Below are 18,390 nucleotides of genomic sequence, written 5' to 3'. Positions count from 1 at the left end.
CCGTTCATCGCACGCCGCCGGCGACCGTCTCGGCCAGCGCGGCGCGCAGGGCGAAGCCCTGGGAACCCCGGCCCGCCTGCGGCCAGAGCGTCGGCAGCCGGCTGCCGTGGTCGACGCCGACCACCCGCCAGCCGCTCTGCAACATGGCGAGCGCGGCGGCGCCGTGCGCGTGCTCCGCCTCGGCCCGGGCCTTCTCCGGCAGGCTCAGCCAGGTGGAGCTGTCCAACAGGAAACCGACGCAGGTGGCGCCGTTGCCCCGCAGCCCGGCCAGCAGCTCGGCCTCGGCCACGCTCACCGCCCCGAACAACCCGATGATCAGGCCGCCGTCGGCGCGTTGCCGGACCCGCTGCACCAGGCCGGTCACCTCGGCCCGCTGGTCCAACCGGACCTCGGCGAGGTGGTCGAGCAGCGCCCCGTCGCCGCCGGCCTCGGAGGCGTCCACGTCGACGCCGGAGCCGGTGACCAGGCGCAGCTTGTAGCCGGCCTGCCGCAGGTGCACGGCGATGCTCGCGGCGGCGGAGACCGCCCACTCGAAACTCGCCGTCGGCCCGTCGCCACGGTGGCCGTACGCGCGGGTGTCCAGCACGACCGTGGCGCGGCTCTCCCACGGCTGCTCCTCGCGCCGCACCATGAGCTCGCCGGTGCGGGCGGTGGACTTCCAGTGCACGCGACGCAGGTCGTCGCCGCGCCGGTACTCCCGGGTCGCCGCGTCGTCCTCACCGTGCACCGCCACCGAGCGGGCCCGGCTGTCGCCGCTGCCCGCGTACTCACCGGGGAGCCGGACCGACGGCAGGGGGGTGACCTGCGGGATGACCGTCAGGTGGTCGGTGCTGGGAAAGGCCCGGCTCAGCTCGCAGAGACCGAACGGGTCGCTCATCCGGACCACCAGCGGGCCCACGTCGTAGCGGCCCCGCACGTCGGCCCGGACGGTGTACGCCACGGAGCTGGCCTGCTGTGCGCCGAGCCGCTCCAGCACCACCCGGGGCCGGCTGCCCAGCGCGTAGGGCAGCCGGTCCTCCAGCAGCAGGGTGCCGGTCGGCAGCCGGGACAGGTTCTGCAGGCGCAGCACCACGCGCGAGTTGGCGCCGACCGGGACCCGGTGCGGGTCCAGCGACCGGTTGCAGGCCAGCTTGTAGCGGCTGCGCCCGACGTAGGCGGCGGCCAGCAGCGGCAGGACGGCCAGCAGCACGGCGACCCGGAGCAGGTCCTTCTCCCCGAGGATGCCGGCCGAGATCGCCGCCGCGACCGCGGCGGCCAGGAACGAGCGCCCGCGGGTGGTCAGCCCGCGCAGCCCGGCACGCACGTCACGGCCTCCGCGGCTCGTAGGGCGCGCGACCGTTGCCGGTGGCGGGCCGGGTGTCGTAGGGGGAGCGCTGCCGGTCGTGTGGCAGCGGCAGTCGGTGCACCAACTCGGAGACGATCGCGTCGGTGGTGCGCCGGGCGAGCTGGGCGTCGGCGGTGGGGATGATCCGGTGCGCCAGCACCGGCACCGCGAGAGCCTGCAGATCGTCGGGGAGGACGTAGTCGCGCCCCTCCAGGGCGGCGACCGCCCGGGCGGTGCGCAGCAGCTGAAGGGTCGCCCGGGGGGAGGCGCCCAGGCGCAGGTCGGGGGCCTCGCGGGTGGCGGTGACCAGGTCGATGGCGTACTGCTTGACCGCGTCCGCGACGTGCACCTGCCGGACGGTGGCGATGAGCTGCCGGACGATGTCCGCGTCGGAGACCGGGCGCAGCTCGTTCAGCGGGTCGGTGCCGCCGTGCCCGTCCAGCATCGCCAGCTCGGCGCCGGCGTCCGGGTAACCCATGGCGATCCGGGCGGTGAACCGGTCGCGCTGCGCCTCGGGCAGCGGGTACGTCCCCTCCATCTCGATCGGGTTCTGGGTGGCGATGACCATGAAGGGGGTCTGCAGCTGGTAGGTCACGCCGTCGACGGTGACCTGTCGCTCCTCCATGCACTCCAGCAGCGCCGACTGGGTCTTCGGCGAGGCGCGGTTGATCTCGTCGCCGACGACCAGGTTGGCGAAGACGGCGCCGGGGCGGAACTCGAAGTCGTGCGTTTCCTGGTTGTAGACGCTGACCCCGGTGACATCGCTGGGCAGCAGGTCGGGGGTGAACTGGATCCGCCGCACGGTGCAGTCGATGGACCGCGCCAGGGCCTTGGCCAGCTTGGTCTTGCCGACGCCGGGTACGTCTTCGATGAGGAGGTGACCCTCGGCGAGCAGGACGGCCAGGGCGAGCCGCACGGTGGCGGTCTTACCCTCGATGACCTGCTCGATGTTGGCCACGATGGCCTCGCTGGCGGCGCGGAACTCGTCATGCGGCAACAGGCCGCCGACCTCGTCCCAGGTCTGTTGTGTCACGGGCCTCCTCCTCGTCGCCGTCACGGCAGCTCTGAATAGAGCACCTGGACCCGCCGTTGGGTTCGCGACGCCGAGCCTCGTTTGCCGCAGAATTCTCACTGGCCTCTCAGGCTAACCATGTTTGTCGTTCTCGCCGACCCCCGCAGGTAGTCCGTCGGTTACGCACCGATATTCGCCGGGTTGGGGGACGGGCCCGCCGGCCCCGGCCCGTGCCGGCGGCGGGGTACACTGCCGGACATGGCCGGAGTCTTCCTGCTTCTTATCGGGCCGTGCTGATGCGCTGAACGCGCGACAGCACGGCGGCCCCTCCTGCGTGAGGGGCATTTTTGTGCCCGTCGCCGGCCCGGCCCGGCGGTGCCGAGACGAAGCGAAGCGAAGCGAGGAGAGACGATGAGTGAGGCAGCCGCACCGGCGGGCGACATTCCCCCGTTCCGGTACACCGCGGCCCTGGCCGACGAGATCGAAAACCGTTGGCAGGACATCTGGGCGCGCGAGGGCACCTTCCACGCCCCGAACCCGACCGGCCCGCTGGCCGACCCGGACCACCCCCGGGCCGGCGCGGAGAAGCTGTACGTGCTGGACATGTTCCCGTACCCGTCCGGCGCCGGCCTGCATGTCGGCCACCCGCTGGGCTACATCGGCACCGACTGCTACGCCCGCTACCAGCGGATGGCCGGTCGCAACGTGCTGCACGCCATGGGCTTCGACGCGTTCGGCCTGCCCGCCGAGCAGTACGCGGTGCAGACCGGCACCCACCCGCGGACCACCACGGTGGCGAACATCGAGCGGTACAAGGCGCAGCTGCGCCGGCTGGGGCTGGCGCACGACGAGCGCCGCTCGGTGGCGACCATCGACACCGACTTCTACCGCTGGACGCAGTGGATCTTTCTGCAGATCTTCAACTCCTGGTACGACCGGGAGGCGGGCCGGGCTCGCCCGATCGCCGAGCTGATCGCCGAGTTCGAGGGCGGTAACCGGCCCACACCGGACGGGCGCGCCTGGGCCGAGCTGAGCGTCGCCGAGCGCCGCCAGGTCGTCGACGACCACCGGCTGGCGTACGTCTCGCAGGCGCCGGTGAACTGGTGCCCGGGCCTGGGCACCGTGCTGGCCAACGAGGAGGTCACCGCCGACGGCCGCTCCGAGCGGGGCAACTTCCCGGTCTTCAAGCGCAACCTGAAGCAGTGGATGATGCGGATCACCGCGTACGGCGACCGGCTGCTGGACGACCTGGACAGCCTGGACTGGCCCGAGCCGATCAAGCTGATGCAGCGCAACTGGATCGGCCGATCCACCGGCGCGCACATCGACTTCCCCACCGGGCGGGAGCCGATCCGGGTGTTCACCACCCGGCCGGACACCATCTTCGGGGCGACCTACATGGTGCTGGCACCCGAGCACGAGCTGGTCGACACGCTGGTGCCGGCCGCCTGGCCGGAGGGGACGCGGGACGCCTGGACCGGCGGGCACGCCAGCCCCCGGGTGGCCGTCGAGGCGTACCGCAAGGCGGCGGCGGCCAAGACCGACGTCGAGCGGCAGTCCGACACCAAGGAGAAGACCGGCGTCTTCATCGGCGCGTACGCCACCAACCCGGTCACCGGCGGGCAGGTCCCGATCTTCATCGCGGACTACGTGCTGGCCGGCTACGGCACCGGCGCGATCATGGCGGTGCCGGCCCAGGACGAGCGGGACTGGGCGTTCGCCGAGGTCTTCGAGCTGCCCATCGTGCGTACCGTGCAGCCGGCGGAGGGGTTCGACGGCAAGGCGTACACCGGGGACGGCCCGGCGATCAACAGCGCTGCGCCCGAGCGCGGCCTGGACCTGGACGGCCTGGGGGTCGCCGACGCCAAGGCGGCGATCATCGCCTGGCTGGAGGCCAACGGGCACGGCGCCGGCGCGGTGACCTACCGGCTGCGGGACTGGCTGTTCTCCCGGCAGCGCTACTGGGGTGAGCCGTTCCCGATCGTCTACGACTCCACCGGCGCGGCCATCGCCCTGCCGGAGGAGATGCTGCCGGTCGAGCTGCCCGAGGTCGACGACTTCTCGCCGAAGACGTTCGACCCGAACGACGGCGACTCCAACCCGGAGACCCCGCTGTCGCGCCGCCGCGACTGGGTCGAGGTGGAGCTGGACCTGGGCGACGGGCCGAAGCGGTACACGCGGGAGACCAACGTGATGCCGCAGTGGGCCGGCTCCTGCTGGTACGAGCTGCGCTACCTGGACCCGACCAACAGCGGGCGGTTCGTCGACGCGGAGAACGAGCGGTACTGGATGGGCCCGCGCGCCGACGGCGACTGCGGGGGCACCGACCTGTACGTCGGCGGCGCCGAGCACGCCGTGCTGCACCTGCTGTACGCGCGGTTCTGGCACAAGGTGCTGTTCGACCTGGGTCACGTGTCGTCGTTCGAGCCTTTCCGCAAGCTGTTCAACCAGGGCATGATCCAGGCGTACGCGTACACCGACTCGCGCGGCAGCTACGTGCAGGCCGAGGACGTCATCGAGCGCGACGGCGGTTACTACCTGGGCGACGAGGTGGTCAACCGCGAGTACGGCAAGATGGGCAAGTCGCTGAAGAACGTGGTGACCCCCGACGACATGTGCGCGGCGTACGGCGCGGACACCTTCCGGGTGTACGAGATGTCGATGGGCCCGCTGGAGGTGTCCCGGCCCTGGGAGACCCGGGCGGTCGTCGGGTCGTACCGGTTCCTGCAGCGGGTCTGGCGGGCCGTGGTCGACGAGGAGACCGGCGCGCTGCGGATCACCGAGGACCCGGCCGACGAGGCGACCCGCCGGCTGCTGCACAAGGTGATCGACGGCGTCCGCGGCGACATGGACGGCATCCGGTTCAACACGGCGATCGCCAAGCTGATCCAGCTGACCAACGGGCTGACCGGGCTGTCGGCGACGCCGCGTGAGGTGGCCGAGCCGCTGGTGCTGATGGTGGCGCCGTTCGCCCCGCACCTGGCCGAGGAGCTGTGGCGGCGGCTGGGTCACGAGACCTCGCTGACCTACGTGGACTTCCCGACGGCCGACCCGGCGCTGCTGGTGGCGGACACGGTGACCTATCCGGTGCAGGTCAACGGCAAGGTCCGTGGCCGCATCGAGGTCGCCGCCGACGCGTCCGAGGAGTCGGTCCGTGCCGCCGCGCTGGACGCGGTGGCCGCCGCCCTGGCCGGCAAGGAACCCCGCAAGGTCATCGTCGTGAAGGGCCGGATGGTCTCCGTCGTCGCCTGACGAGCGTGATGACTCAGGGGTATGAATATGCCCCTGAGTCATCACGTTCACTGGCGCATCCGCCGTCCGGCGGGACACACCGACTCAGGCGGTCAACACCGTCACCACGGTGCGGCGGTGGGCGAGCAGCCAGTCCTGCCAGTGGCGTACTCCCTCGACGGCGCCGCCGTCGCGCAGCCGGCGCATCCCCGGCTCGTCGCGGTCGGCGCCCGCGTCGATGCCCCGCCAGGTGTCCTCGATCTGGTGGAGCATCACGTCCACCAACTCCTCCCGGGCGAGTGGCGCCGGGTCCGGTCCGGTCGCCGCGGCCTCGTAGGCGTCGCAGAGCACGCGGCAGCGCCGACCCACCTCGGCCGGGTCGGCACCCTCACCCAACGCGGCCCAGTGCCAGCCGGCGAACGCCACGTCGGCGATCCGGGGGCCCGGCGCGGCCAGGTCCCAGTCCAGGAAGGCCACCGGCAGGGGACCGGAGGGGAAGTCCCGGTAGACCGTGTTCTTCGGTGACAGGTCGCGGTGGCAGACCGTCTCGGCGTCGCCGGCCAGCGCGGTGCCCGCACACGCGTCGTGCAGCCGCCGGATCAGCTCGGCCAGCCGCACCAGGGCCGGGTCGGCGAAGAAGCTCTCGTCCTCCCGCTCCCGCCACGGCACCCGCCCCTGCACGTGGCTGAGCATCTGCCGGCCAAGGGCGTCGACACCCAGGTGCCGGGGGGCGATGTCCGCGCCCACCGCGGCCAGGTGGTCCAGGAGCGCGCCGACGAAGTCCAGGTTGGCCGGTGCGGTACGTCGTACCGTGTCACCGATCCGGACCACGTCGGCGATGAAGCCGCCGGCGAGTCGCTCCTCGCCGGTCAGGTCGGTCGACTCGGTCATCCTCAGACCGGCATCGACCGGCGGCGCCGCTCGGCGCGCCACCACTGGTGGATCAGGACGACGCTGGCGATCAGGCCGAGGCTGGCCGGGGCGGCGGCGTACCAGTTGATGTGGCCGGGCGAGCTGACGGCCGCCCCGATCGCGGCGTAGCCGAAGGCGGTCGGCGCGGAGGCGATCACGCTGCCGGCCAGGAACGGCAGCACCCGGGCGGCGGTGGTGCCGTAGCCGTAGCTGACCAGCCCGAAGCCGGCGATCGGCAGCAGCCGGACGGTGACCACGCCCAGCACGCTCTGCCGGGCGAACCAGCCGTCGAGCCGGGCCAGCCGACCGCGGACCCGCTCGGCCACGAACTCCCGGCCGAGCAGCCGACCGACCGTGAAGCCGATCGCCGCCGCCACCAGCGCGGCGCCCAGGGCGTACGCGGCGCCCTCCAGCGGGCCGAAGATGGCACCCGAGGCGAGCGTGATGAAGGTCCGGGGGACCAACGCCACCAGCAGCAGCGCACCGCCGAGGATCGCCGCCACCGGGGCGAGATCGCCCAACCGGTCGGCCAGTCGCGGCAGCTGCTCGGGGTCCGGTCGGGGCACCAGGAGCAGCAGCAGCGCGCAGCCGCCGATCAGCAGCACGAGCAGGGTGAACCGCGCGGCCGACGGCTGCCGGAACAGCCGCCGGACGGCAGGGATCATGCCCGGGCGGCGGCCACGGCGGCGCGACGCTCGCTCCGGAGCCGGTCCGACCAGGTGTCGTCCAGCGGCGGGAGCTGGTGCGCCCCGGTGGCCCAACGCAGCAGAAGATCGGCGAGAGCCGGGTTGCGGGCCAGCGCGGGACCGTGCGAGTAGGTGCCGAGCAGCTTGCCCCGCCAGGCACCCTCGGTGGAGCCGTCGTTGCCCACCCCGGCGCTGACCCGCGCCAGCGGGGAGACCTCGGGGCCGAGGTGGGTGCGGCCGCCGTGGTTCTCGAAGCCGGTCAGCGCGGGCAGGCCCAGCCGGGGGTCGATCTCGCCGGCCAGCTCGCCGACGGCACGGCTCGGACCCCGGTCGGACTGCAGGTCGAGCAGCTCCAGGCCGCGGCACTGCACACCCTTGGCGAAGAAGGACATGCCGAGCAGCTGGTAGCCGGCGCAGACGCCGAACACCACCGAGCCCTGGGCGACGGCCCGGTGCAGCCCGCCGTCGGCGATCAGCCGCTGCGCGCCCAGCGCCTGCGGACCGTCCTCGCCGCCGCCCACCAGGTAGATGTCGGCGGTCGCGGGCAGCCGCTGGTCGGAGCGGACCTCCATGACCTCGACCGGCATGCCGCGCTGGCGGGCCCGCCGGGCGAGGATCAGCGCGTTGCCCCGGTCGCCGTAGGTGGAGAGCAGGTCGGGGTAGATCCAGACGATGCGCAGGCTCTCAGTTGACACGGTCCAACTCCGCTCGGATGTCCTGGAACGCGGTGTAGTTCGCGATGACCTCCAGCCGCCCGGGCGGGACCGACCGGATGGCGTCCTCGAATGTGCGGACGTGCTGGAAAGGCACGTCGTTGACGTCCAGGCGGACCGCCAGGTCGTACGCCCGGTCGCCGGTGATCAACACCTGCCGGCCACGCAGCGGGGCGAAGTCGACGTCGAAGAGCCAGGAGGTGTCCAGCCCGTCGGGGTCGCGGGCGTTGATGGAGAGCAGGGTCGGCGCGTCGTCGGCCATGTCGAAGGCCTCCAACCAGCTGGCCGGGTTCTTGGCCAGCAGCAGCCGGATGTTGCGCCCGTCCTTGTCCACCTGCGCGTAGCGGCCGGCCACCGAGGTGACGATGCCGAGGCGGGACACCGCGTCGACGGGGCGTACACCGAACTCGGCGGCCACGGCAAGCGCGGTCGCCGCGTTGCCCACGTTGACCTTGCCGGGTAGCTGGAGGGACACCTTGTGCCAGGCGCCGGTCGGGTCGAGCACGCCCTCGTCCTCGACGACCCACTGCGGATCCGGCCGGCGCAGCGCGCAGCCGGTGCACCACCACTGGTCGCCGTTGCGCTGGATGGTGGAGCCGCACTCGGGGCAGACCCAGGAGTCGTCGTGCCAGCGCTGGCCGGCGCTGAACCAGGTCACGTGCGGCGGGTTGATGCCGCGGGCGGGGTCGGCCGGCGGGGTGGCGGCCCAGACCACCATCGGGTCGTCGGCGTTGGCCACCACCCGCACGTCGGTGTGCCGGACCAGCGCCGCGCGCCAGAGCTGCGCCATCATGGCGACCTCCTTGGCCCGGTCGAGCTGGTCGCGGGAGAGGTTCAGCAGCGCGACCACGTGCGGCTCGGTCGCCTCCAGCACCTGGGCGAGGTAGTGCTCGTCGACCTCCAGCACCGCGTACGGGGTGCTGCCGGCCTTGGCCAGCGCCGAGGTGTGCCCGGTGGGCATGTTGGCGCCGAAGGAGTTGGTGGCGACCCGCCCGAGCACGCCGACCGCCGCGGCGGTCAGGCGGGTCGTGGTGGTCTTGCCGTTGGTGCCGGAGACGAGCGCGATGGCGCGTCCGGCCGACAGGTGGGCCAGCAGGTCCGGGTCGATCTTCAGGCCGATCCAGCCGCCGATCACCGAACCGTCGCCGCGCCCGGCCGCCCGCGAGAGCGCCGCGGCGGTCCGTGACACGGAGCTGGCCACCTTGGCCCGTAGGGGCATTTTCGCGTCCGTCACGCGAGCGAGGTTACCGGACCGCGCACCCCACCAGATCGCCGCCGACGGCGAACCGTTCGGCCGTGGTGCCCGCGCGCGCGGCCACGTCCGCTTCCCCCGGACGGAGTCGATCTATGTCGGAAAGCGGACCACGCCGGGCGGTCGCCGTAGCCCTCCACTCCGCTCCACCCCCTGTGACGTGCTGTTTTGCTCCCGGGTCGGACGCGCCACGCGGGCGATTCTGGTTGCAGGTGGAGGGAAGTGGAGTAGAGTGGGGACCAATGGTGAGGCCGGGAGGGCTCACCGGCCCGGGGGGTCAGCGGCGCCGCGAACGCCGTTCAAGGGCGAGGGGGTAGGGCCGGTGTTTCTCGGCACCCACACTCCACGCCTGGACGACAAAGGCCGGTTGATCCTTCCGGCGAAGTTCCGGGATGAGCTGGCGGGGGGTGTCGTGGTCACCAAAGGGCAGGATCGTTGCCTCTACGTCTTCCCGACCCCCGAGTTCCAGCGGATCGCGGAGCAGTTGCGCGCGCAGCCGATGACGCACAAGGCGGCCCGGGCCTACAGCCGGGTCTTCTTCGCCAGCGCGCACGACGAGGTTCCGGACAAGCAGGGCCGGGTGACCATCCCGGCCCACCTGCGGGAGTATGCCGCGTTGGATCGCGATCTGGTGGTCATCGGCGCGAGCACGCGGGTGGAGATCTGGGACAAGGTCGCCTGGGAGACCTACCTCGCCGAGAGCGAAGACGACTTCGCCGACATCGAGGAGGGGGTGCTGCCCGGCGGTCTGTAGGGCGGAACGACGCCCGACGTACTGCGAGATCTCCAGCCGCTTTCGAGTTCCTGGCATCCCTTCCCCGGTGCCAGGCGCACGATCCAGTCATCGGGCGGGAGCCCGGTGACCGGCGGGAGCGGATGGGGATCTGGCGGTATGACGGCAGCGTCGCCTGACGACAGGCGCATGAGCGAACGGACGTTTCAACCAGTGGGGGTCAACATGGGGGAGCTGCGCGGCACGCACGTGCCGGTGCTGCTCGAGCGGTGTCTCGAGCTGCTGGCCCCCGCGCTGGGTCGAGGCGGCCGGACGGTCCACGTGGACGCGACACTCGGCCTTGGCGGGCACGCCGAGGCGGTGCTCGAGGCGCACCCGGAGACGGTCCTGATCGGGCTCGACCGGGACACCGAGGCACTCGCCCACGCGCGGGTCCGGTTGGCCCGGTTCGCCGACCGGGTGCACCTGGAGCACGCCGTCTACGACGAGCTGCCCGAGGTCCTCGACCGTCTGGGTTATCCGGGCATCGACGGGATCCTGTTCGACCTGGGTGTCTCGTCGCTGCAGTTGGACGCGCCCGACCGCGGGTTCGCGTACGCCCAGGACGCGCCCCTGGACATGCGGATGGACCAGACCCGGGGGGTGACCGCCGAGGAGGTGGTCAACACCTACGGGCATCCGGACCTGGCCCGGGTGTTGCGGGTCTACGGCGAGGAGAAGTTCGCCGGCCGGATCGCCTCGGCGATCATCCGGGAGCGGGAACGCGCCCGGATCACCTCGTCCGCGCGGCTGGCGGAGCTGGTTCGGGACTCCATTCCGGCGCCAGCCCGACGAACGGGCGGACACCCGGCAAAGAGAACGTTTCAGGCTTTACGGATCGAGGTAAACAAAGAGCTGGCAGCGCTGGAGACAGCGCTGCCATCCGCGCTCGACGCACTGACCGTGGGCGGTCGCATGGTGGTCCTGTCCTACCACTCGTTGGAGGACCGGCTCACCAAGGCGGCGCTCGCGGACCGGGTCCGCAGTAAGGGCCCGGTCGACCTCCCGGTCGAACTGCCCGGGTCCGGTCCGACGTTCCGGCTGCTCAGCCGGGGCGCCGAACTGGCCGGGGAGGTGGAGGTCGCCGCGAACCCGCGAGCCGCTTCGGTGCGGCTGCGGGCCGCGGAACGACTCGACCCGAACGCGGCAGAGCAGGGGCGGGCCGACCGCGAACGGTCCCGCCGACGGGTGAAGGGGATGCACCAACCGGGCACCGGTTCCGCGTGATCCGTGGGGGGTCAGCGGTGCCGGGACGGTAGAGGGACGGACGTTGAGGGGGAGGGGACATGAACATTGACAAGCGCGACCGCCGGGACGTCACCGGCGGCGGGCAGCGCGCACCGCGGTCGGGGGGCCGGACCGCGGCGGAGCGGGCCACGCGCGTGGGGAACGGTACGCCACGCATCGATCGAGTGAAGCAGCAGGGGGAGGCTCGCGCCCGGGGGGCGCGCGAGTTCGCCACCCAGGGCACCGCCGCGCTGCGGCCGGCCGAGAAGGCCGGCGTCGCGGCGAGCGCTCGTCCGCCGCGGCTGCGGGTCGCACCGCCGCCGCCGGTCTCGGTGCCGCGCGCGCCGTTCGCGGCGCTGATCGTGGTGCTGGTGGTCGGTGGGGTGCTGGGCATCCTGGCGGTCAACACCAAGATCAATGAGAACGCGTTCCGGCTGGAGAAGCTGCAGCAGCAGCAGGCCCGGCTGGACCTGGAGAAGCAGCAGCTGGACAAGCAGATCGCCGACGCCGAGGCACCGGGCAACCTGACCGCCGAGGCGCGCCGGCTGGGTCTGGTGGACGCGGGCGAGCCGGGGTACGTCCGGCTGCCGGACGGCAAGCTGCCGCTCGGCGTGCCGAAGCCGGCGACGGGTGAGCCGTCGGTGACCAGCCAGCAGGGTGCGGGAGGCTGACCGTGCCACCGAGGTCGGACGAGCCGCGCCGGAACCCCACGGGGTCCCGGCGCGGTTCTTCGCGTGACAGCGGGCCCGTCGACGGGGAGTCGCGCACCGACGAGCCGGGTATCGGCGGCATCTCCGGCGCCCGGGCGTACACCCCCCGGGGCCGGACGGTTCGCGAGGAGCGCGGCACACCGGCGCGCAGCGGGGGCGCCGAGCAGCGGCGTACCCCGCGCAGCACCCGGTCCGGCGACCCGTTCCGGCCGGCGTTGCAGGTGCTCGACGGCGGTCGTGCCGCGGCCGCCCGGGCCGGCCGACGGGACTCCCCGGCGGCCGGGCGTGGCGGGGTCGTGCGCACCGTCGCGCCGCGTACCCCACGCGGCCCGGGCGACGACGAGCCGCCGCCGCGTCGCCGGACCACGCCGCGTGCGCCGCGCCGCGCCGACCGTCCGGCGGCCCGCCGGCCGTCGCGCAAGCCGCCACGCCCGCCGAAGCTGGCCGACCCCCGGCTGCGGCTGCGACTGGGCACCGCCCTCACCCTGGCGCTGTTCGCCGCCATCGGTATCCGGCTGATCTTCCTCCAGGCGGTGGACACCCCGGCGTACGCCGGCGGCGGCGTCGCCGACCGGACCCGCACGGTCGAACTGCCCGCGCCGCGCGGCGCGATCTACGACTTCAAGGGCGAACCGCTGGCGCACAGCGTCGAGGCGCGGTACGTGTTCGTCGACCCGACCGAGATCAAGGACGGGGCCGCCACCGCGAAGGCACTCTCCCCGCTGCTCGGCATCCCGGTGTCGAAGCTCACCGAGCTGATGAAGCCCCGCAAGCTGGAGAACGGCGTCCCGTCCCGGTTCGAGTACCTGGCCCGGGGGGTGGAGATCCAGACGGCCAAGCAGGTGATGGCGCTGGAGCTGCCCGGCATCGGGGTGCACCGCGACGAGCGCCGGGAGGTGCCCGGCGGTGACCTCGCGGCCAACCTGATCGGCTTCACCAGCCAGGACATGGACGGGCTGGAGGGGCTGGAGGCCCGCTACGACGAGTTGCTCGCCGGGCAGGACGGCAGGCGGGTGTACGAGGCCGGCCTCGGTGACCTCGCGGCGCCGATCCCGGGCGGCTACAGCAAGACGACGCCGGCCAAGCCGGGCAGCTCGATGAAGCTCACCATCGACCGTGACCTGCAGTTCCGTACCCAGCAGATCATGAAGGCGGCGTTGGCCACGCACCCGGGCAGCACCGCGGCGGCGGTGATCATCGACGTGCCCACCGGTGACGTGCTGGCCCAGGCCAGCCATCCCACCTACGACGCGGCGAAGCCGATCCCCAGCGACCCGGTCGCCCGGGAGGACGCGGCGACCAGCTTCGTGGTCGACCCCGGGTCGGTGCACAAGGCCATCACCTTCGGCGCGGCGCTCCAGGAGGGGGTGATCACCCCGGACACCACGCTGCCCATCGCGAACAGCATCAAGAAGGGCGACACCTGGTTCTCCGACACCCACCAGGCCAACGGCCGGCGGATGAGCGTGCCCGGGATGCTCGCCTACTCGTCGAACGTCGGCACGATCACGATCGCCGACCGGCTCGGCCGGGACCGGTTGATCGACTACCAGAAGCGGTTCGGGCTCGGCCAGCCCACCGGCGAGGGGATGCCCGGCGAGGCCAGCGGACGGCTGTTGCCGGCCGAGGAGTGGAGCGAGTCCTCGGAAGGGTCGGTGCCGATCGGGCACAGCGTCGACGCGACCCCGCTGCAGATGGCGGCCGCCTACGCGGCGATCGCCAACGACGGCACCTACGTCCAGCCGCACCTGCTCAAGGAGACGATCGGCCCGGACGGCAAGGTCACTCCCGCGCCGGCCCCGGTGACCCGCTCGGTGCTCAGCCCGCAGAACGCGGCGGCGCTGCGCCACATGCTGGAGGCGGTCACCACGGTCGAGGACGCCACCGGCGTGACCGCCGCCGTCCCCGGCTACCGGGTCGCCGGCAAGACCGGCACCGGCTGGCGGTTGGTGGACGGCAAGAAGCAGCCCGGCGAGGTGTCCTCCTTCATCGGGATGGCGCCCGCGGAGAAGCCCCGGTACGTGATCGCGGTCTTCGTGTACGCGCCCGGCGGTGGGGGTGCCGCCGCCGCTCAGCCGGCGTTCCGCGACATGATGCAGTTCACGCTGCGTCACTACCGTGTACCCCCGTCCACCGGCGGCTCGGCGCCCAAGTTCGTGGTCTATCCGCGCTGAGCAGCGACGGCGGGACATCATCGGTGAGTGCCGACGAACCACCGGGGCGGCTGTGCGGCCGGAACCGGACGACCGGGTAGGGTCTGACGCCGTGCCCGGCAATCCACGTCCACGTACCGTGACCGGAGTCCGGCTCGGCGATCTCGCCGTCCGGCTCGCCGTCGACCTTCCGGCGGACGCCGCCGGTGTGGTCGTCGCAGGGGCCACCCACGCCAGCCAGGAGGTCCGGCCCGGCGACCTGTACGCGGCCCTGCCCGGCGCTCGCCGGCACGGCGCGGAGTTCGCTGCCGGCGCCGCCGAGGCGGGCGCCGTGGCGGTGCTGACCGACCCGGCCGGCGCGGAGCTGGTGGCGGGGACGGGCCTGCCCGTCCTGGTGGTCCCCGACCCGCGCGCGGCGCTCGGCGAGGTGGCCTCGGCCGTCTACGGCGACCCGACCGCCGGGCTCACCGTGATCGGCGTGACCGGCACCGCCGGCAAGACCTCCACCGCGTACCTGATCGAGTCGGGGCTGCGCGCCGCCGGGCACACCACCGGGTTGATCGGCACGGTGGAGACCCGGCTCGGTGACCTGGTGATCGACAGCGTGCGCACCACCCCGGAGGCGACCGACCTGCACGCCATGCTGGCCACGGCCCGCGAGCGTGGGGTCACCGCGGTGGTCATGGAGGTCTCCAGCCACGCTCTGGCCATGGGCCGGGTGGGCGGTGTCCGGTTCGCCGTCGGCGGCTACACCAACTTCGGTTCCGACCATCTGGACTTCCACGCCGACAGCGCCGACTACTTCGCCGCGAAGGCGCAGCTCTTCGACGGCCGGTGCGCGGTCGAGGTGCTCAACCACGACGATCCCGCGCTGAAGCCGCTGTACAAGCCGGCGACGGTCACCTACTCGGCGGCCGGCGACCCGGAGGCGACGTGGTGGGCCGACGGCGTGAACGGCGAGGGCTACGCCCAGCGGTTCACCGTGCACGGCCCGGACGGGCTGGTCCTGCCCGCCGCCGTGGCGCTGCCGGGGCGGCACAACGTGGCCAACGCCCTGCTGGCGATCGCCGCGCTGGTCGGCGCCGGGGTGGACCCGGCGACGGCGGCGGCCGGCGTGGCCGCGTGCGGGGGCGTGCCCGGCAGGCTGGAGCTCGTCGACGTCGTCGGGCCGGTGCGCGGGGTGGTCGACTACGCGCACAAGTCGGACGCGATCGTCGCCGCGCTGGCCGCGCTGCGTGAGCTGAGCGCGGGCCGGCTGATCTGCGTGATCGGGGCCGGTGGGGACCGGGACCGGGGCAAGCGGCCGGTGATGGGCGCCGCCGCGGCGGAGGGAGCCGACGTGGTGCTGGTGACCGACGACAACCCGCGCACCGAGGACCCGGCGGAGATCCGCGCCGAGGTGCTCGCCGGGGCGTACCGGGCAGGCACCGCCGCCCGGATCATCGAGGTGGCCGGCCGGCGGGCCGCGATCGACGAGGCGGTCCGGCTGAGCGACCCGGGCGACGTGATCGCCCTGCTCGGCAAGGGCCACGAGCGTGGCCAGGAGGTGGACGGCGAGGTGCTCCCGTTCGACGACAGAAGCGAGCTGGCCGACGCGCTGCGCGCCCGCTTCGGTGACCTGGCGGGTCAGCGGTGATCGCGCTGAGCCTGGCCGAGGTGGCCGCGGCGGTCGACGGGCGGCTGGTGGCCGCCGACCCGGCCGCCACCGTCACCGGCCCGGTCGAGTTCGACTCGCGCAAGGTTGCCCCCGGCTCGCTCTTCGTGGCCTTCCCGGGGGAGAAGGTCGACGGGCACGACTACGCGGCGGCGGCGGTGGCCTCCGGTGCGGTGGCGGTGCTCGGCACCCGCGAGGTGCCCGGGGTGCCGATGGTGCTGGTCGCCGACGCGCTGACCGCGATGGGCCGGCTGGCCCGCGCCGTGGTGGACCGGCTGCCCGGGCTGACCGTGGTCGGGCTGACCGGCTCGTCCGGCAAGACCACCACCAAGGACCTGATCGGCCAGCTCACCGCCCGGCTCGGGGCCACGGTGGCGCCGCCCGGCTCGTTCAACAACGAGCTGGGGCACCCGTACACCGCGTTGCAGGCCGGGCCGGACACCCGCTACCTGGTGCTGGAGAAGGGCTCCCGCGGGGTGGGGCACGTGCGCTACCTGTGCGAGGTGGTGCCCCCGAGGATCTCCGTGGTGCTCAACGTCGGGACGTCGCACATCGGAGAGTTCGGCTCGCAGGAGACCATCGCCCTGGCCAAGGGGGAGCTGGTCGAGGCGCTGCCGTCCGACGGCCTGGCCGTCCTGAACGCCGATGACCCGCGGGTGGACGCGATGGCGAGCCGCACCCGGGCCCGGGTGGTCCGCTACGGCGAGGCACCGGACGCCGACGTGCGGGCCGAGGACGTCACGCTCGACGACCGGGGGCGCGCGTCGTACACCCTGGTCACCCCGGAGGGGAGTGCGCCGGTGCGGCTCGGGCTGACCGGCCGCCACCAGGTCTCGAACACCCTCGCCGCGGCGGCGGTCGCCCGGGAGCTGGGCATGCCGCTGGCCGACCTGGCCACGGCGCTCGGCGAGCTGGGGCTGGTATCGACCCGGCGGATGGACGTCTTCGACCGCCCCGACGGGGTGACCGTCATCGACGACTCGTACAACGCCAATCCGGCGTCGATGTCGGCGGCGCTGAAGGCGCTCGCCACGCTCGGCCGGGGTCGGCGTACCGTCGCGGTGCTCGGTTACATGGCCGAGCTGGGCCCGTTCGAGCGGGACGGCCACGCTGAGGTCGGCCAACTCGCGGCCGAGCTGGGTGTCGACCGGCTGCTCGTGGTGGGCGAGCCGGCAGCGCCGATCCATGAGGGCGCGACAGCGGTAGGGAACTGGGGAGGAGAGTCGGTGCTGCTCACCGATCAGGCGGCGGCCGTCGAGGTGCTGCGGGGCGAGCTACGGCCGGGCGATGTCGTCCTGGTCAAGGGCTCCCGGTACCGGACGTGGGAGGTGGCCGACGCCCTGCGCGCCGACGCCGCCTCCGGGAACGGAGCTGCCGCGTGAGGGCGGTCATCGTCGCCGTCGGGGTGGCGTTCCTCGTGTCGCTCTTCTGCACCCCGATCGCGATCAAGGTGTTCACCCGGCTCAAGGCCGGCCAGCCGATCCGGGCCGAGGGCCCGGCCATGCACCAGACCAAGAAGGGCACGCCCACGATGGGCGGCGTGGTCTTCATCCTGGCCACGGTGATCGCGTACGTGGCCGGGCACCTGGCTCTCACGACCCTGCCGGACGCGCAGATCGCCCAGGTGGAGCCCACCATCACCGCACTGGTGCTGCTGGGGCTGATGGTCTTCTCCGGTGCGGTCGGCTTCCTCGACGACTTCCTCAAGGTGCGCAAGCGCAACAGCGCGGGGCTGAACAAGCGCGGCAAGCTCCTCGGCCAGATCCTGGTCGGCGCGGTCTTCGGCGTGGTCGCGCTCTACTTCCCGAGCACGATGACCGACGCGTCGGGTGCGGTGACCAACACCGAGACGGTGGGCAGCACCACGCTGAGCTTCATCCGGGACATCGACGCCCTGGAGGTCAGCAAGATCGGCGCCGTCATCATCTTCATCTTCGTGGTGATGGGCGCGACGAACGGTGTGAACCTCACCGACGGCCTGGACGGTCTGGCCACCGGCGCCTCGGTGATGGTGCTCGCCGCGTACGCGTTGATCGCGTTCTGGCAGTACCGGCACTGGTGCGCCGACCCGAACTACACCCAGCCGTACTGCTACTCGGTGCGTGACCCGTTGGAGATCGCCCTGATAGCCGGAGCGGCCGCGGGAGCCTGTGTCGGCTTCCTGTGGTGGAACACGTCCCCGGCGCGGATCTTCATGGGTGACACCGGCGCGCTGGGGCTGGGCGGCCTGATCGCCGGCATGGCGATGTCCACCCGGACCATCCTGCTGCTGCCGATCATCGGCGGGCTCTTCGTGATCATCACGATGTCCGTGGTGATCCAGATCATCTCCTTCCGGACCACCGGCAAGCGCGTCTTCCGGATGTCGCCGCTGCAGCACCACTTCGAGTTGGCCGGCTGGAGCGAGGTCAACATCGTGGTCCGATTCTGGATCATCGCCGGCATCGGCGTGGCCATCGCGTTGGGCCTGTTCTACAGCGAGTTCCTCGCCAACATGACCTGACCGGCGCACGCCGGCCAGCACACCTCGGCCCCCGGTCCCGCCCGCGGCGGACCACCGGGGGCCGTGGCGTGTCCGCCCGACACGCCGGAGGCGCCGTTGTGGGCGTGCCCGGCGCGCACAGCGGTGATGATGTCCGGGTGGGGGAGGAACCAGGCACCGAGGACAGGACAGGCGGCCGGCCGCGACGGTCACCGGGCGCGTCGCGTACCGCGTCGCCGCGCGGACCGGACGGCAGGCGCGG

The 18,390-nt window shown here is 72.9% G+C and carries 13 protein-coding genes and 1 pseudogene; 8 read left to right on the top strand and 6 right to left on the bottom strand.

Annotation, left to right across the window (positions count from 1 at the left end):
- Positions 1-4: 4 nt before the first annotated feature.
- Together M8C17_RS22325 and M8C17_RS22320 are read right to left on the bottom strand one after the other, a co-directional pair.
- Positions 5-1,303: a DUF58 domain-containing protein gene (locus M8C17_RS22325; protein WP_252418475.1), complete on the bottom strand. Its 1,299-nt coding sequence runs from the start codon at positions 1,301-1,303 to the stop codon at positions 5-7.
- 1 nt (position 1,304) lies between these two features.
- Positions 1,305-2,357, bottom strand: a complete 1,053-nt coding sequence (locus M8C17_RS22320; protein ID WP_234590654.1) for a MoxR family ATPase — start codon at positions 2,355-2,357, stop codon at positions 1,305-1,307.
- A 390-nt stretch (positions 2,358-2,747) separates the two neighbouring features.
- On the opposite strand from M8C17_RS22320, the gene leuS reads away from it, so the two are divergent.
- Positions 2,748-5,588 carry a leucine--tRNA ligase gene (leuS, locus tag M8C17_RS22315; RefSeq protein WP_252418474.1) on the top strand — a complete coding sequence of 947 codons (2,841 nt, stop codon included), beginning with the start codon at positions 2,748-2,750 and terminating at the stop codon, positions 5,586-5,588.
- Between the two features lie 84 nt (positions 5,589-5,672).
- Here leuS and M8C17_RS22310 read toward each other — a convergent pair whose 3' ends face one another.
- Genes M8C17_RS22310 through M8C17_RS22295 form a run of 4 tightly spaced genes read right to left on the bottom strand, consistent with a single transcriptional unit; the run spans position 5,673 to position 9,097 of the window.
- Positions 5,673-6,458 carry an aminoglycoside phosphotransferase family protein gene (locus tag M8C17_RS22310; RefSeq protein WP_252418473.1) on the bottom strand — a complete coding sequence of 262 codons (786 nt, stop codon included), beginning with the start codon at positions 6,456-6,458 and terminating at the stop codon, positions 5,673-5,675.
- 2 nt (positions 6,459-6,460) lie between these two features.
- Entirely contained in the window at positions 6,461-7,240 is a 780-nt protein-coding gene (locus M8C17_RS22305; protein WP_374558855.1) for a TVP38/TMEM64 family protein, read from the bottom strand.
- Positions 7,141-7,860 (bottom strand): type 1 glutamine amidotransferase, encoded by a 720-nt coding sequence (locus tag M8C17_RS22300; RefSeq protein ID WP_252418471.1) that lies wholly within the window; start codon positions 7,858-7,860, stop codon positions 7,141-7,143. Before M8C17_RS22300 ends, M8C17_RS22305 begins: the two co-directional genes overlap by 100 nt.
- On the bottom strand, positions 7,850-9,097 hold the full coding sequence (locus tag M8C17_RS22295; protein ID WP_252418492.1) for a MurT ligase domain-containing protein: 1,248 nt from the start codon (positions 9,095-9,097) through the stop codon (positions 7,850-7,852). Before M8C17_RS22295 ends, M8C17_RS22300 begins: the two co-directional genes overlap by 11 nt.
- Before the next feature lie 355 nt (positions 9,098-9,452).
- Here M8C17_RS22295 and mraZ point away from each other — a divergent pair, with 355 nt between their 5' ends.
- The 7 genes and pseudogenes from mraZ (at position 9,453) to mraY (ending at position 18,149) form a co-directional block, all read left to right on the top strand.
- Complete coding sequence (gene mraZ / locus M8C17_RS22290) at positions 9,453-9,884, top strand: division/cell wall cluster transcriptional repressor MraZ (protein WP_252418470.1); 432 nt, start codon at positions 9,453-9,455, stop codon at positions 9,882-9,884.
- A gap of 204 nt (positions 9,885-10,088) precedes the next feature.
- Positions 10,089-11,126: pseudogene (gene rsmH / locus M8C17_RS22285) on the top strand (16S rRNA (cytosine(1402)-N(4))-methyltransferase RsmH); the annotation flags it as partial.
- 62 nt (positions 11,127-11,188) lie between these two features.
- Positions 11,189-11,800 carry a hypothetical protein gene (locus M8C17_RS22280; RefSeq protein ID WP_252418469.1) on the top strand — a complete coding sequence of 204 codons (612 nt, stop codon included), beginning with the start codon at positions 11,189-11,191 and terminating at the stop codon, positions 11,798-11,800.
- Between the two features lie 2 nt (positions 11,801-11,802).
- Positions 11,803-14,013 carry a penicillin-binding protein 2 gene (locus M8C17_RS22275; RefSeq protein ID WP_252418468.1) on the top strand — a complete coding sequence of 737 codons (2,211 nt, stop codon included), beginning with the start codon at positions 11,803-11,805 and terminating at the stop codon, positions 14,011-14,013.
- Positions 14,014-14,065: 52 nt separating this feature from the next.
- Positions 14,066-15,628, top strand: a complete 1,563-nt coding sequence (locus M8C17_RS22270) for a UDP-N-acetylmuramoyl-L-alanyl-D-glutamate--2,6-diaminopimelate ligase (RefSeq protein WP_252418467.1) — start codon at positions 14,066-14,068, stop codon at positions 15,626-15,628.
- Positions 15,625-17,028, top strand: coding sequence for a UDP-N-acetylmuramoyl-tripeptide--D-alanyl-D-alanine ligase (gene murF, locus M8C17_RS22265; RefSeq protein WP_252418466.1), 1,404 nt, complete (start codon positions 15,625-15,627; stop codon positions 17,026-17,028). Before M8C17_RS22270 ends, murF begins: the two co-directional genes overlap by 4 nt.
- Positions 17,025-18,149, top strand: a complete 1,125-nt coding sequence (gene mraY / locus M8C17_RS22260; protein WP_252418465.1) for a phospho-N-acetylmuramoyl-pentapeptide-transferase — start codon at positions 17,025-17,027, stop codon at positions 18,147-18,149. Before murF ends, mraY begins: the two co-directional genes overlap by 4 nt.
- The last annotated feature ends 241 nt before the right edge of the window (positions 18,150-18,390 follow it).

Source organism: Micromonospora sp. RHAY321 (genome assembly GCF_023896955.1).
GTDB lineage: Bacteria > Actinomycetota > Actinomycetes > Mycobacteriales > Micromonosporaceae > Micromonospora.
The sequence above is the reverse complement of the archived record's forward strand: the minus strand, read 5'-3'. Positions and strand labels throughout refer to the sequence as shown.